Raw genomic sequence first — 14,594 nt, 5'->3', positions numbered from 1 at the left:
GATGAACACCGACACCAACCTGCTGATGACCCTGCTGAGCCTGGTGGTGGTGCAGCTGCCGGTGCTGATCGCGGTGACCGCCGGGCTGGTGCTGGCCGTTGGTGCACCGCGCACCGCGGCACGCACCGGCGCGCTGGTGGGGCTTTCGCTGCTGGGCGCCTCGTGCCTGCTGGGTCTGGCGCTGTCGGCGCTGCCGTTGTGGCTGGTCGGCCGCGGTGATTTCGCCTCCATTTCGTCGTTGACCCAGGTACTGGGCATGGCACGGTTTGCGCTCAACCTGGCCGATGCCTTTGGCCTGGTGCTGGTGGTGTGGGCGTTGACCCGCGCCCTGCGCCAGCCTGGCGGCTGACCCTCCCGCAGCTCCGGCAGGTGACGACCGTTGGTCATCACGCCGTGGGCCACCGCAGAAGCCGGAGCAGGCGCGTGACGACCAACGGTCGTCACCTGCCGGGCTCATCGTGGACCAGGCCATCCGTCCGCATGGGGCACGCACTTCGCCCCGCCACCCGCGTCCACCCGCACCCACCTGCGGCAGCGCCTGCCCCTCCCGCCGCGCGCCATCTGGCGGTCATGAGCCGCATGCCCGGCCATGCGACAATAACCAGCCTGATGCATCACGGTACCCTTGGCGTGACCGAACCCGTCGCTGCCCCGCGCAAACTCGATGACGCCTTGAAGGACGCGATCCGCAAGGCGTACAGCGCCCTGCAGGCCAATACGCCCGGCTTTGCCACCCGCCGCTCGCAGAGCCAGATGATCGGCGTGGTGTCGCGCGCGCTGGCGCATAGTGGCGGCGTCGGCGTGGTCGAGGCGCCGACCGGCGTCGGCAAGAGTCTGGGCTACCTCACCGCCGGCGTGCCCATCGCGCTGGCCAGCAAGAAGAAGCTGGTCATCAGCACCGGCACCGTGGCGCTGCAGTCGCAGCTGGTCGAGCGCGATATCCCCAACTTCCTCAAGGCCACCGGCCTGGAGGCCACCATTGCGCTGGCCAAGGGGCGCACCCGCTACCTGTGCACGCGCAACGCCGCTGAAGCCCAGGGCGAGGGCGCGCAGGGAGGCATGTTCGAGGACGAGGCACCGCTCTACGACCGCCCGCTGGCGCCGATCGAGATGGACATCGCCGGCCGCCTGACGCAGGCGTTCACCAGCGGCAGCTGGGACGGTGACATCGACAACGCCCCGGAAACCATCAGCCCCGGCCTGCGCAGCCGCATCACCACGCCGGCCTCGGGCTGTGCCGGGCGTCGCTGTGCGTATTCGGCGCAGTGCCCGGTCCTGCGCTCGCGCAACACGGTGCGTGACGCGCAGATCGTGGTCACCAACCACGCCCTGCTGTTGTCGGCACTGTCGATCGGCGACAGTGACAACGGTCAGCCGTTGATCGCCCCGCCGGGCGAGATGCTGCTGGTGCTGGACGAAGGCCACCACATCGGCAACGTCGCCATCGACCAGGGAGCGGCCAGCCTGGCGCTGGATGAGATGGCCAAGCGCACCGGTCGCCTGCAGATCCTGATCGCCGGCGCGTACCGCGCGGTGGACGAGGACCGGCTCGGCAATCTGCTGCCCAACGAAGCGATCGAGGTGGCGGCCAACGTCACCAAGCAGCTGCGTGCCTTCCGCGACCACATTGAAGCAGTGTGGATGCCGGCCCCGGCCGACGAAGAGCCGATGTGGCGCGCGGCCAATGGCCGCCTGCCGGACAGCTGGCGCGAGCCGATCGAAGCGCTGGCCGATGACACCCGCAGCCTGTTCAACTGGGCGCACGCGGCCACCGCCCAGGTCGCCAAGGGCAAGCAGGACGACGCTGCGCGCGAACGCCTGCAGCGCAACCTCGGCATGGCGCTGGAGATGATCGAGGGGCAGTACAACCTGTGGCAGGCGTGGCGCCGCGAAGACAAGGACGGCGCACCGCCGATGGCGCGCTGGATCACTGCCACCCGCGATGGCGACCTCGTGCTGCATGGCTCCCCGGTCTCGGCCGCGCACGTGCTGCGCAAGCTGCTGTGGGATGAGGTGGACTCGGTGGTGATGACCTCGGCGACGCTCACCGGCGGTGGCGACTTCCAGTCGTTGGCCATCGACAACGGCATCCCTGCGGAGGCCGAGATGGTTTCGCTGTCCTCGCCGTTCGACCTGCCCAACCAGGCCGAGCTGATCGTGCCGCCGTTCCCGGTGACCCCGGACGACCGCGAAGGCCATCCGCGTGAGGTGGCGCGCTACCTCGGCAAGGAGCTGGACTGGCGCAAGGGCTCGATGGTGCTGTTCACCTCGCGCTGGAAGATGGAAAAGGTGGCCGGCCTGATGCCAGCGGCCAAGCGCAAGCAGGTGCTGGTGCAGGGCGAAATGTCCAAGACACGGCTGATCGACGAGCACCTGCGCCGGGTCGCAGCGGGCGAGGGCTCGGTGCTGTTCGGCCTGAACTCGTTCGGCGAAGGTCTGGATCTGCCGGGTGAGGCGTGCACCACGGTGGTGATCACCCAGGTGCCGTTCGCGGTGCCGACCGACCCGCAGACCGCCACCCTGAGCGAATGGTTCGAAGCGCGCGGGCTCAACGCCTTCAACCTGATCGCCATACCGCACGCGCTGCGCACGCTGACCCAGTTTGCCGGCCGCCTGATCCGTACCTCCACCGACACCGGGCGCGTGATCATTCTTGACTCGCGTCTGCTGACGCGGCGCTACGGCAAGCGCATCATCGACGCGTTGCCGCCATTCAAGCGAGTGATCGGCTGAGCCACCGGGACCGGGATCGGAACCGGGATCCGGTAGGTGACGACCGTTGGTCGTCACAGCTTCTGCGTGCCACCTGCCCGGCGCTGTCGGCGGCTGCTCTCCGTGCAGATCGCGGTGGCCCCGCCGCGCTGCGCGCGGTGAGCCGACCATGGGGTCGGCTCTACCAAAGGCAGGTCACGGTGGCGGTGCCGCGCTGCGCAATGGCAACGGGATCATCGACGCGCACCGGGATCCGGTAGGTGACGACCGTTGGTCGTCACGGCTTCTGCGTGCCACGTGCCCGGCGCTAACGGCGGCTGCTCTCCGTGCAGATCACGGTGGCGCCGCCGCGCTGCGCGCGGTGAGCCGACCATGGGGTCGGCTCTACCAGAGACAGATCGCGGTTGCCCTGCCGCGCTCGGCGCTACTTCTTCGGGGTGCGGCAGGCCTGGCTGCCGTAGGCTTCACCATACGGCTGGCCGAAGCAGCGCAGCAGGGCGTCGAGCACGTTGAGATTGGGCGGCCACGCGATGCGGTGCTCGCGCTCGCCGTCCTTGAGCATGAAGTGGCCCTCCACCACGGTGATGCCCTCCGGTGGCGGCAGCACCGCCAGCGCGTCGCGCGCCTGCTGCAGCGCCGCGCGGTCACCCTGCAGGAAGGCAATGCTGCCGTCCACATACAGGTTCCAGCCGGCCTTGTTGTTCTCCGCCGGGCGGTAGGACTGGCGCATCAGCGCGACGGCCTCGGCGGTCTGTCCAAGCCCGGCACGGATCTGCGCCTCGTGCCAGGCCAGCAGGTTCTGCCCCACATTGGCCGGCGTCCGCCGGTAGGCGGCGATCAGCTCGGCTGCTTCGCGCGAGCAGCCGCGGTTGTCCAACGCACGCCAGCCGCCTTCCATGTCCTGGTCGAACGCTTCAAGCGGCAGCGCCAGCATCGCCGCCTGGTCAACCTGGCAATCAGCGGCCGCCGGCGGCGCGCTTGCTGCAGGCGTCAGGGCCATCGCCGCGCTCAGCATCCATCCGGTCAGCACCATCACCCACTCCCTGTCGATGTCCGAGGCCACCGTACCGCAAGTGGCACCGCCGCGCTGGCCCCCGCATCACTCTCCCAGCAGGGCCGTGTTGCGCACCGCGCCCTTGTCGGCACTGGTCGCCAGCAGGGCGTAGGCCTTGAGTGCGCTGGTGACCTTGCGCGGGCGCTGCTCCCGCGGTTTCCAGCCGCGCGCATCGGCGGCGGCGCGGCGCGCGGCCAGCGTGGCCTCATCCACCCGCAGGTCGATGCGACGGGCCGGGATGTCGATGCGGATGCGGTCGCCGTCCTCCACCAGCCCGATCACACCGCCGCTGGCGGCCTCGGGCGATACATGGCCGATCGACAGCCCCGACGTGCCGCCGGAGAAGCGCCCGTCGGTGAGCAGGGCGCACTGCTTGCCCAGGCCCTTGGATTTCAGGTAGCTGGTCGGGTAGAGCATCTCCTGCATGCCGGGGCCGCCCTTGGGCCCTTCATAGCGGATCACCACCACATCGCCGGCCTGCACCTGGTCGGCCAGAATGCCGGCCACGGCCGAATCCTGACTTTCGAACACGCGGGCGACGCCCTCGAACACGTGGATGGACTCATCCACGCCAGCGGTCTTGACCACGCAGCCATCCACCGCAAGGTTGCCGCGCAGCACCGCCAGGCCGCCTTCCTGCGAGTAGGCATGCTGCAGCGAGCGGATGCAGCCTTCGGCTCGGTCCAGGTCCAGCGATGGCCAGCGCGTGGCCTGGCTGAAGGCCTGCTGGGTCGGAACACCTGCCGGGCCGGCGCTGAAGAACGTGTGCAGGGTGGCGTCGTCGTTGCGCATCACGTCCCAGCGCTGCAGCGCGTCGGCCAAGGTGCTGCTGTGCACCGTCGGCACGTCGGTATGCAGCAGGCCGGCGCGGTCCAGCTCACCGAGGATGCCGAACACACCGCCGGCGCGGTGCACATCCTCGACGTGGTACTTCGGCGTGTTCGGCGCCACCTTGCACAGCTGCGGCACGCGCCGCGACAGCGCATCGATGTCGTCCAGGTCGAACGCCACGCCCGCTTCCTGCGCGGCGGCCAGCAGGTGCAGGATGGTATTGGTCGAGCCGCCCATGGCGATGTCCAGGGTCATCGCATTGGCGAAGGCCGCCTGCGTGGCGATACCGCTGGGCAGCGCGCGCGGGTCCTCGCCACCGTACCAGCGGTGGCACAGCTCGACGATGAGGCGCCCGGCGCGGCGGAACAGGGCTTCGCGGTCGGCATGGGTGGCCAACGTGGTGCCGTTGCCCGGCAGCGAAAGACCCAGCGCTTCGGTCAGGCAGTTCATCGAGTTGGCGGTGAACATGCCCGAGCACGACCCGCAGGTCGGGCAGGCGCTGCGCTCGTACGCAGCGACCTTTTCGTCCGATGCGCTGTCGTCGGCGGCAACCACCATCGCGTCGACCAGGTCCAGCTTGTGCTCGGCAAGCCGGGTCTTGCCCGCTTCCATCGGCCCGCCGGAAACGAAGACCACCGGCACATCCAGCCGCAGCGCCGCCATCAGCATGCCCGGGGTGATCTTGTCGCAGTTGCTGATGCACACCAGCGCATCGGCACAGTGCGCGTTGACCATGTACTCCACCGCATCGGCGATGATCTCGCGGCTGGGCAGCGAATACAGCATCCCGTCGTGACCCATGGCGATGCCGTCATCGACCGCGATGGTGTTGAACTCCTTCGCCACGCCCCCGGCCTGTTCGATTTCGCGCGCGACCAGCTGGCCCAGATCCTTCAGGTGCACGTGCCCGGGCACGAACTGGGTGAACGAGTTGGCGATGGCGATGATCGGCTTGTGGAAATCGCCGTCGGTCATGCCGGTGGCACGCCACAGGGCGCGGGCGCCGGCCATGTTGCGGCCAGCGGTGGAGGTGCGGGAGCGGTAATCAGGCATGTGCGGGCGGAACGGACGGGCCGTAAAACAAGGGGGGTAAATCGATCATGGCGCATTTCCTCGGTTGCTGCTGCAACCACCGCAGCCGCCGCGGGACGCCCGCGCGACGTGCTTGATGAAGCTTCCGTTCATCTTCCCCACTTTGCTGATTACGGTTATTGGCCAGGATTTGGCATCATGGGGCACTGATCCGAGGAGGCATGACGCCATGAAACGTTCCCGCACCACCGCACTGCTGCTGATGAGCGCTGCGCCGCTGCTGTTCACCGCCTGCCAGAAGAGCGAGCAGGTGCAGGTGCAGGAAGGCCTCTACACCTCGGTGGAAGCATGCACGGAGGCCACCGCCGACCCGTCCGCATGCCGCACTGCGTTTGCTGCCGCCCAGCAGCAGTCGGCCGATGCCGCGCCGAAATACGCCAGCAAGGCCGAGTGCGAGAAGGAATACCCGGCCGAGCAGTGCGTGGAACAGCGCACCAGCGCCGGCACCTCGTTCATCGGCCCGATGATGATGGGCTTCTTCATGTCGCAGATGATGAACAGCGGTCGCGCGGGCCTGGCCCAGCAGCCGCCGGCGGCCAGCCCGGCCTACCAGGACCGCAACGCCGGCTGGGCACGGCCGGCACCGGGTGGCAGCGGCGGCCTGAACACCGCCAGTGGCATCGGTGCGGGCAAGGCCGGCCTGGCGCCGGTCAACACCCAGCCCAACCGCGCCGTCACCGCCAGCCGCAGCGGCTTCGGCAGCACCAGCGCCCGCCGCAGCAACAACAGCGTCGGCGGCTGATCGGATGCAGCGCGTACGCATTGCCGAGCGTGCCCAGTGGCGGGCACGCGCGGAGGAAGCCGGCTTCCGCTTCCACACCATCGACGGTCAGCCGTACTGGGATGAAACGGCGTACTACGCCTTCACCCTGCGCCAGATCGAGCAGGACATCGAAGACCCCAGCGCCGAGCTGCACCAGATGGCGTTGGGGCTGGTGGACGAGGTGGTCGGCAGCGAGCAGCTGATGGACCAGCTCGCCATTCCCGCGCAGTACCGCGACTGGATCGCTGACAGCTGGCGTCAACGCCACGCGCATCTGTACGGCAGGCTCGACCTGGCCTACGACGGCACCGGGCCGGCCAAGCTGTACGAGCTGAACTACGACACCCCGACCTCGCTGTTCGAGGCGAGCTTCTTCCAGTGGCAATGGCTGGAGGACCAGCGCAACGCCGGGCGCCTGCCTGCACATGCGGACCAGTTCAACGGCATGCATGAAGCACTGGTGGAGCGCTTTGCCGAACTCGCCTCGCGGCTGCCGCCGCCGCTGTACTTCAGCGCCGTGGGCAGCTCGCAGGAAGATGTCGGCACGGTGGACTACCTGCGTGACTGTGCGGCCCAGGCCGGGCTGCATGGCGAGGGCATCGCCATCGAGGACATCGGGCTTTCCGAGGACGGCCGCTTCACTGCAGTGGACGACACGGTGATCGGCAGCCTGTTCAAGCTGTACCCGCTCGAAGACCTGATGGCCGAGGAGTTCGGTCAGGCCCTGCCAAGCTCGGGCCTGCAGCTGCTGGAGCCGGCATGGAAAGCGGTGCTGAGCAACAAGGGCATCCTGCCGCTGCTGTGGCAGCGCCATCCGGGTCACCCGAATCTGCTCGAAGCGCACTTCGATGATGGCAGCACGCTGGCCGCCGGCTGGGTGCGCAAGCCGCTGTTCTCGCGCGAAGGCGCGAACATCGACATGCACCTGGCCGATGGCAGCCGGCAGCGCAGTGAAGGTCCCTACGACGGCCCGGCAATCATCCAGCGTGCGCACCCGCTGCCGCGCTTTGACGGCGGCTATCCGCTGATCGGCAGCTGGGTCATCGGCGACCACGCCTGTGGCATCGGCATCCGCGAGGATGACAGCGCGATCACCCGGGACAGCGCCCGTTTTGTTCCGCACGCCATCATCGACGAAGCGCCGACGCAGATCTACGTGTGACTGTCCGTTGGTAGAGCCGACCCCATGGTCGGCTCGCCGCGCGCAGCGCAGTGAGGCCAGCGCGATCTGGACGGAGAGCAGCCGACCGCAGGCTCGGCGCTACAACAGTCCTTCGCGCTTGACCGCCAGATAACGCTGCACCAGCGCGGCCGGCAAGGCGTCGGCGGTGACGTCCAGCACCATCACCTTCTCGGCGCGCAGGGCGTCGTGTGCTTTGGCACGCTGTTCCAGGTACAGCGCGACCGCTGCTGCCTGAGCTGCCTGCTGGGGTCCATCGACCTCCACCTCCAGCGCCTGCTCCAGCTCCTGCTCGCGCAGGCTGGCCACGCAGACCAGATGGCGGCGCTGCAGCAGGCGCACCGCGCCGAGCAGGTCGTCGATGTCCTCGTCGCGCACGTTGGTCACCAGCATCACCAGCGCGCGCCGTGGCTGCCGCTGCGTCAGCGCGGTGGCAGCAGCCAGGAAATCGGTGGCCACCGCATGCGGCTGCAGGTCGTAGCTGGCCTGCAGCAGCTGCTGCAGGGTGCCCAGCCCGCGCTGCGGCGCCACCCAGCGCGTGCCCTGCTGCGTGCGGGCGAACAGACCGGCACCATCGCCCTGGCGCAGCGCCAGATAGCCCACCACCAGCGCTGCGTTGAGCGCGTGGTCGAAGTGGGTCAGCCCGCCTTCGCTGGCCAGCATGCGGCGACCGGTATCGATCATCAGCACGACCTGCTGGTTGCGCTCGTCCTGGTATTCGCGCGAGATCAGCCGCCCGGCGCGCGAGGTCGACTTCCAGTCGATCTGGCGCAGGCTGTCACCGACGCGGTACTCGCGCATCTGGTGGAAATCCGTGCCTTCGCCACGGCGCCGCTTGAGGTGCGCGCCGACCAGTCGCGACGCCTGTTCGGCACTGAACACAGCAAAGCGGGCAAGCGGCGCGAAGTTGGGAAACACCCGCACCTTCAGCGCCGGCGGCAGCAGTCGGCGCTGACGCCACAGCCGCCACGGTGAGTGCAGCCGCACGTGCACGCCAGCGAACTCCGCCTCGCCCCGTTGCCGCGGCTGCACGTGATACGCAACGCTTGCCATGGTGCCCGGACGCACCTGCACCCGGCGCGGCAGCCCGTCGCACTGCCAGCCCCCTGGCACCAGGTCGAACAGATCCAGATGTTGCGATCGACTGCTTTCCACCTGCAGCTGCACCGTGCGCCGCACGCCCAGCGCAAGGACGTCAGGCAGCTGGCGCTGCAGGCGCGGAGAAGGCTGCAGCCGCAGCCGCAGCAGGTCGGTTGCCGCCAACAACGTGATGGCGCCACCGGCGACAGGCCAGCTCCACAGGGGCAGCCAGCCCGCTACGGCAGCACCGCCCACGGCGGCCCACAGCAGCAGCATCACCAGCAGCAGCGGCGCCGGCCTCATTGCCGGGGAGCTTCCACCTTGGCCAGCAGGGCGGCGATCACCTGGTCGCTGCCCTGGCCCTCGATCTGCAGTTCAGGGGCGAGCGCGATACGGTGACGCAGCGCTGGCCGGGCCACGTCGCGTACATCATCGGGGGTGACGAAATCGCGGCCGCTCAACAGGGCCTGCGCACGTGCGGCGCGCACCAGGGCAATGCTGCCACGCGGGCCTGCACCGAGTGCGATGCCGGGCCACTGCCGGGTCGCAGCCACGATACGCACTGCGTAGTCGATGACTTCCGGGTCGACCCGGATCGACGCCGTGGCCTGCTGCAGGGCCACCACGTCACCGGCATTGAGCACGCGGGCCACCTGGCTCAGGTCGAAATCGCCGGCACTGCGGCCGGTGGTGATGGCATCGACCATGCGCTTTTCGTCCTCCAGTGCCGGGTAATCGATGATCACCTTGAGCAGGAAGCGGTCCAGCTGTGCCTCGGGCAGGGGGTAGGTGCCCTCCTGCTCCACCGGGTTCTGTGTGGCCAGCACCATGAACGGTGCGGCCAGCGGAAACGACTTGCCCTCGATGGTGACCTGGCCTTCCTGCATGGCTTCCAGCAGCGCCGACTGGGTCTTGGCCGGTGCGCGGTTGATCTCGTCGGCCAGCAGCAGGTGGGTGAACACCGGGCCGCGGCGGATTCTGAAGCTCTCGCTCTTGGGGTCGTAGACGGCGTGCCCGCTGACATCGCTGGGCATCAGGTCCGGGGTGAACTGCACGCGGCCATGGTCCAGCTCCAGTGCCTGCGCCAGCGCACGCACCAGCAGGGTCTTGCCGAGCCCGGGCACGCCTTCGATCAGCACGTGGCCACCGGCGAGCAGGGCGGTGAGGATCTGGTCGAGCACCTCGGGCTGGCCGATGAAGGCACGACCGACCGCTTCACGGATCGCATCCACGCGTTCGACCAGCGCGGCGCTGCCGGGGTGCAGCGGGGTCAACGGCGGCGGCACGGCGCCCAGCGGCGGGGGAACGGGGCTTTCCTGTTCGGTCATAGCAGGCGTCTCATCTGAAGCAGCAGGGAAATGCGTTCGCCCAGGGCGGACGCGTTGTGGTCGTGGAGGTCGGCCAGCGCGGTGCGCACGCGCTCGACCGGCCAGCTCAGCAGCTCGGCGATGGCCTGGTGCTGCGCGGCTCCGTGCAGCGCGGCGGCCACCGGCGCGCGCCGCTGCAGGCGACGCAGCACCAGGGTACGCATCGCGGCATGCAGGGCCGGGCCCTGACGTCGGCGTAACAGCAGAATGCCGCTGGCATGCACGTGTTCGAGCAGCGAACGGCGCGCCTCGGGCGGGCTGGGCAGTTCACTGCCGAAACGCTGCGCGCGCATCGCCAGCCAGCCGAGCAGGGCCAGCAGCAGCGGCACCCAGACCGGCCAGCCCTGATGGAACAGCCGTGCGAGCAGGGTCGGTGGGCGGCCGGCGTAGACCAGCCAGAACGTGCCTTTGCCATAGTTGGGCTGCAGCAGGTAACGGGTCAGGTCGCGATGCGCGCGGTCATACAGCCCATCGCGTGGCTGGTCCAGCGCCTCCCGTTCCCGCGCAGCGCGCTCGAACACATTGCCTTTGTCCGGGCGGCCTTTCATGAACTCCATGTCGGCCAGCACATCCACGCTGCCCTGGCCGCGGGCCAGGCGCACCATCACCCGGCCCGCTGTGCTGCGCCAGTCGACCTCGGTGCGTGCGGCGGCATCCTCGTCCAGGCCGAAGCGTCGCCCTTCGCAGAACTCCACGTGGCCCGGATCATCGGCCACATCGAAGTACTGGCAGTTGGCGCCGTAGCCGATGCTCTGCACACCCAGCTGTGCCAGCAGACGCGGTTCGGCGCGCTGCGCATCCTCGCCGGGCGGGGGCGTGCGCACCAGCAGGTGCCCGCCGCGCTCGACCCAGGCCAGCAGCGCATCGGCCTGCGCTGGTACCAGCTCGCCCGGGTCCTGCAGCAGCACGATGGTATCGCCGGCCGCCGGCGCCATCGCGCGCATGTCCAGGGTCGGTCGCGAGTGCACCGTCTGGCGGTCCGCGCGCAGGGCCTGGCCCAGTACGTACAGCGGGTTGTAGCGGGCCTCGCCCTGCGGTGGCAGCACCTCGGTGGTGGTCACGCGCTCGTGCGTGCCGAGGAACAACAGCGCCACCAGCGCGGCAACCAGTGCGATCACACCGCTGACCAGCATCCACCCGGCGCGCGCGCTCATGCCGGCCACCGGTACTGGGCCTGCAGCGCCCCGGCCAGTGTCTCGAAGGAGGCGGTATCCGGCAGCTGGTCTCCGTAGGCGGCGTACTGCCACATGCGCACCATGGCGGCGAACAGCTCGCGGTCGCGCGCATCGCTCATGCGCCGCGACAGCCGCAGCACCTCCGCTTCGGTCGCGCCCGGCGGCAGGTTCACGGCGCTGCGCTGCTCGACCGCCATTACGCTGGCGCGGTACAGCAGGGCCAGTGCCTGCCGCGGCAGACCCTGCGCCCACAGCGCACGGGCGCGCGTGGCGATGTCCGGCGGCAGCTGCTCGGGCAGCGCAAGGGTATCTTCCTTTACGGCGCTGGGCGGCGCCTTGCGCACGCGTTTGCCGACACGCAGCCACGGCAGCCAGCGCCGCGCGGTCAGCGCCAGGATCAGCAGCAGAATGCCAAGCACCCCCCACAGCAGCCATTCGCCGGCAATGGCCATGAACGTCGCCGCGCCCTGGGCGAGGGTGCGGATGAGCTCGCCCAGCGGCCCGAGGTCACGCTCGGGCGCGGCATCCTGCGGCGCCTTGGGTCTGGGCTCCCAGCGGGTGACCGTGCGCGTGGGCCGCTGCAGCGGGTCTTCATACGCGCGCTGCACCGCCTGGCGGAAACCGGCGGTATCCACCGGCGTCAGGTCGCCGAAGATGCCCGCTGGGCTGTCGGCGTGCTGTGGCGTGCGGCCATGGCGCTGCGCACTGTCGTCAGCATCCATCGCCGCATCGTCGGTGCCGCCGTCCTCTTCCTCTGCCGGTGCGCTGTCCGCCTGCACCTGCGCGGTCCGGCTCTGGGCCTGCAGCGGAGAAGACAGCAGCGGCGAACCCAGCGCCAGCAGCAGCACCAGCAGCGGTGCGGCCTGGCGCAGGCGTTCGCGCAGGCGGCGCAGACCCAGCTCCACATCCCAGGCTTCCATCTGCGTGCGGCGGTTGAGGTAGAGGCCGAAGCCGGCGCCGATATGGAACGGTCCAACGATGCTGGCCGCGATCCAGCACAACACATTGAAGGCGATCTTCGCCCACAGCGGTGTGTCCACGCTGATCAGCTGCCACGCGGCGTGCCAGGAATCGGACAGCAGGTCCACCGGCACGAACATGAAGATTGCCAGCAGGCCACCGAGCAACAGCACGCCCTCGAACACCATGCACGCGCCGGCCAGGATCACCGCCGGCCCCAGCGCATCGGCCAGCACCGCGCGCCGGCGCTGTGCACGCAGGGCAGGAGCCGCACCCTCAAGCAGGTTCACCGGCAGGCACACGCTGCGCAGCAGGCTGGGCCGACGCCAGCCCAGGTAGCCCCAGAAACCGTTGCCGCCCCAGTGCCGCTGGGCCTTGAGCGCCTGCACGGCGGTCACCGGCTCACCAAAGACATCGCGCGAAAGCACGTACAGCACCACACGTTCGAACAGCGGCTTGCACCACCACATCACCAGCAGCGCCGCCATGCTGCCGGTGCCGCGCCACAGCGCCAGGCCGTTGGCCAGCACCAGCAGCGGCAGGCTGGCCAGCAGCCAGGCGCCCCATACCGCCTGCGCGCGTCGGCGCACCAGCGCGGTGCCCAGCTCCATGGCCTGCCATGCGCTGCGCTCGCGCAGCACCACGCCGAGCTGTTCAATCTGCATGGGTGCCTCCGCGGCCGCCCAGCGCCAGCCACCCCAGCACGAGCGTCCAGAGCACGCCGGCCACACTGAACTTGATCCACGCCGGGACCGAGGCGATGGACGACCAGAACGCTTCGATGAAGGCCGCCGCCAGCAGCATCGCCGCCACGCCCAGGCACAGCCGCGCGCCGATCCGGCCGCCATCCACCAGCGCGTCGATGCGGCGCTGGCGGCCGGGGGCAAGCACCCGCATGCCCAGCTGCAGACCGGCGCCGCCGGCAATGACGATGGCCGTCAGCTCGAACGACCCATGCCCGACCACGAACTGCCAGAACGGGCCGCCGTGGCCGATGTGCTGCAGATGGCCGGCCACCGCGCCGATGCCGACTCCGTTGAACAGCATCACCGCGATGGTGCCGACGCCGGCAAGCAGGCCCAGCGCGAAGGTGCGCAGGCCGATGCTGATGTTGTTCATGATGTAGTAGCCGAACATCATCCAGTCGGTACCGCTGTCACGTCCCAGACGCTCGGCGGCGGGGTCGTACATGCGCTCCATCTCGGTAATGCGCGCGTTGTCCATCAGCAGGTGGATCAGCTCGGGCTTGAGCTGTACCAGCACGAAGCTGGCGATCAGCGGCACGGCGAACATCGCCAGCGCCGCCCACATGCTGCCGGCCTGGCTGCGCACCAGGCGCGGGAAGCCGGCCAGCAGGAACGCCAGCGCCGTGCGCCAGCTGAAAGGCGGCGTGCGGTACAGCGCGGTGTGGCCCTGCTGCATCAGCTGCTGCAGGCGCGCCACCAGCTGTGGGCTGTAGCCGCGTTCGCGCGCGAGCGCCAACTGCTGGCACAGGCGGCGGTAGTGCTGCGGGAGCGCTGCATCTTCCAGCACCGGCACGTTGCTCGGCGCTGCCGCAGCGGGCGCCTGCCGGCGCCGGCGCCGCCGCGTGGGCGCGCGCGCCAGCCACTGTTCAAGTGCCAGCCATTCCTGCTGGTGACGGGCGACAAACTGTTCCTGCTTCATTGCCGCCCCAGCAGACCGTTGGCCATGGCGTACAGGCGCAGCACACCCACCTGGCCGGTGGCACCGGTGAGTGGCTCGGCAATGGCGGCCAGTTCCTGCTGGCGCGCAGGCGACAGGCGCGGGCCACGCTCGGCGAAGGCGATGACCGCGGCCTGTTCTTCGGCACGCAGCGGCTGCGGCAACGGCAATGCGCTGTCGATGCCGACCGCAGGCGGGGGCGGCAGCCTGTCCACGTGCACCACCAGCGTGCCGGCCGCCATGTCACCCAGCCGGCGGCTGTGGGCATCGAACAGGCAGCTGAGCAGGCCAATCGCATAGCCCACCGGCAGCATGTCCACAGTGCGCAGCAGATTGCGCGCGATCGCGGCGCTCCAGCCGATCGGTGCGCCGTTGGCGGCCACCACACGCAGGCCAAGCGCGCGCTTGCCCAGGGTCTGGCCCCATACCGCTTCAAGCACGATGGGATAGCCCCACAGCAGCAGGAACATCGCCGCAAGATTGATGCCGCGGCCGAAGTCGCCAAGCAGCGCGAGCGGAATGGCCATCACCACCATCATTGAAAAGCGGATGCCGAGGTCGACCAGCCACGCCAGCGCGCGCGGCACCGGGCCGGCCGCTGGCAACTGCAGCGGCACGCCTTCGGGCGTGATCACTTCGCGGTAGGTGTCCAGCATGGTCGCGTCACTCATGGGTGTGACACGGCCGGGTGGGGGCG

The 14,594-nt window shown here is 69.5% G+C and carries 12 protein-coding genes; 4 read left to right on the top strand and 8 right to left on the bottom strand.

The annotated features are described in order from the left end of the window. The first annotated feature begins 1 nt into the window (after window position 1). On the top strand, window positions 2–349 hold the full coding sequence (locus RZA67_RS15140) for a hypothetical protein (RefSeq protein WP_317213550.1): 348 nt from the start codon (window positions 2–4) through the stop codon (window positions 347–349). A 281-nt stretch (window positions 350–630) separates the two neighbouring features. Further along, entirely contained in the window at window positions 631–2,733 is a 2,103-nt protein-coding gene (dinG, locus tag RZA67_RS15135; protein ID WP_317213549.1) for an ATP-dependent DNA helicase DinG, read from the top strand. 403 nt (window positions 2,734–3,136) lie between these two features. On the opposite strand, the gene RZA67_RS15130 is transcribed toward dinG, so the two are convergent. Both RZA67_RS15130 and ilvD read right to left on the bottom strand, forming a co-directional pair. Next, window positions 3,137–3,775 (bottom strand): hypothetical protein, encoded by a 639-nt coding sequence (locus RZA67_RS15130; RefSeq protein WP_317213548.1) that lies wholly within the window; start codon window positions 3,773–3,775, stop codon window positions 3,137–3,139. A gap of 36 nt (window positions 3,776–3,811) precedes the next feature. Then, window positions 3,812–5,650: a dihydroxy-acid dehydratase gene (gene ilvD / locus RZA67_RS15125; RefSeq protein WP_317213547.1), complete on the bottom strand. Its 1,839-nt coding sequence runs from the start codon at window positions 5,648–5,650 to the stop codon at window positions 3,812–3,814. Between the two features lie 208 nt (window positions 5,651–5,858). On the opposite strand from ilvD, the gene RZA67_RS15120 reads away from it, so the two are divergent. Both RZA67_RS15120 and RZA67_RS15115 read left to right on the top strand, forming a co-directional pair. Continuing rightward, window positions 5,859–6,431, top strand: coding sequence for a DUF1190 domain-containing protein (locus tag RZA67_RS15120; protein WP_317213546.1), 573 nt, complete (start codon window positions 5,859–5,861; stop codon window positions 6,429–6,431). A 4-nt stretch (window positions 6,432–6,435) separates the two neighbouring features. Then, complete coding sequence (locus tag RZA67_RS15115) at window positions 6,436–7,614, top strand: glutathionylspermidine synthase family protein (protein ID WP_317213545.1); 1,179 nt, start codon at window positions 6,436–6,438, stop codon at window positions 7,612–7,614. A gap of 99 nt (window positions 7,615–7,713) precedes the next feature. On the opposite strand, the gene RZA67_RS15110 is transcribed toward RZA67_RS15115, so the two are convergent. Genes RZA67_RS15110 through RZA67_RS15085 form a run of 6 tightly spaced genes read right to left on the bottom strand, consistent with a single transcriptional unit; the run spans window position 7,714 to window position 14,568 of the window. Next, on the bottom strand, window positions 7,714–9,015 hold the full coding sequence (locus RZA67_RS15110; RefSeq protein WP_317213544.1) for a DUF58 domain-containing protein: 1,302 nt from the start codon (window positions 9,013–9,015) through the stop codon (window positions 7,714–7,716). Continuing rightward, window positions 9,012–10,040 (bottom strand): MoxR family ATPase, encoded by a 1,029-nt coding sequence (locus RZA67_RS15105; RefSeq protein ID WP_317213543.1) that lies wholly within the window; start codon window positions 10,038–10,040, stop codon window positions 9,012–9,014. The genes RZA67_RS15110 and RZA67_RS15105 overlap by 4 nt, the downstream gene beginning before the upstream one ends. After that, window positions 10,037–11,233 (bottom strand): DUF4350 domain-containing protein, encoded by a 1,197-nt coding sequence (locus RZA67_RS15100; RefSeq protein ID WP_317213542.1) that lies wholly within the window; start codon window positions 11,231–11,233, stop codon window positions 10,037–10,039. Before RZA67_RS15100 ends, RZA67_RS15105 begins: the two co-directional genes overlap by 4 nt. Beyond that, window positions 11,230–12,879: a DUF4129 domain-containing protein gene (locus RZA67_RS15095; protein ID WP_317213541.1), complete on the bottom strand. Its 1,650-nt coding sequence runs from the start codon at window positions 12,877–12,879 to the stop codon at window positions 11,230–11,232. The genes RZA67_RS15100 and RZA67_RS15095 overlap by 4 nt, the downstream gene beginning before the upstream one ends. Beyond that, on the bottom strand, window positions 12,869–13,879 hold the full coding sequence (locus tag RZA67_RS15090) for a stage II sporulation protein M (RefSeq protein WP_317213540.1): 1,011 nt from the start codon (window positions 13,877–13,879) through the stop codon (window positions 12,869–12,871). Before RZA67_RS15090 ends, RZA67_RS15095 begins: the two co-directional genes overlap by 11 nt. Then, window positions 13,876–14,568 carry an RDD family protein gene (locus RZA67_RS15085; protein ID WP_317213539.1) on the bottom strand — a complete coding sequence of 231 codons (693 nt, stop codon included), beginning with the start codon at window positions 14,566–14,568 and terminating at the stop codon, window positions 13,876–13,878. The genes RZA67_RS15090 and RZA67_RS15085 overlap by 4 nt, the downstream gene beginning before the upstream one ends. Window positions 14,569–14,594 lie beyond the last annotated feature (26 nt).

This window comes from Stenotrophomonas sp. C3(2023) (assembly GCF_032911385.1).
In the GTDB taxonomy this organism is placed as follows: Bacteria; Pseudomonadota; Gammaproteobacteria; order Xanthomonadales; family Xanthomonadaceae; genus Stenotrophomonas.
Note: the sequence above shows the minus strand (reverse complement) of the source record. Positions and strands in the feature narration are given on the sequence as shown.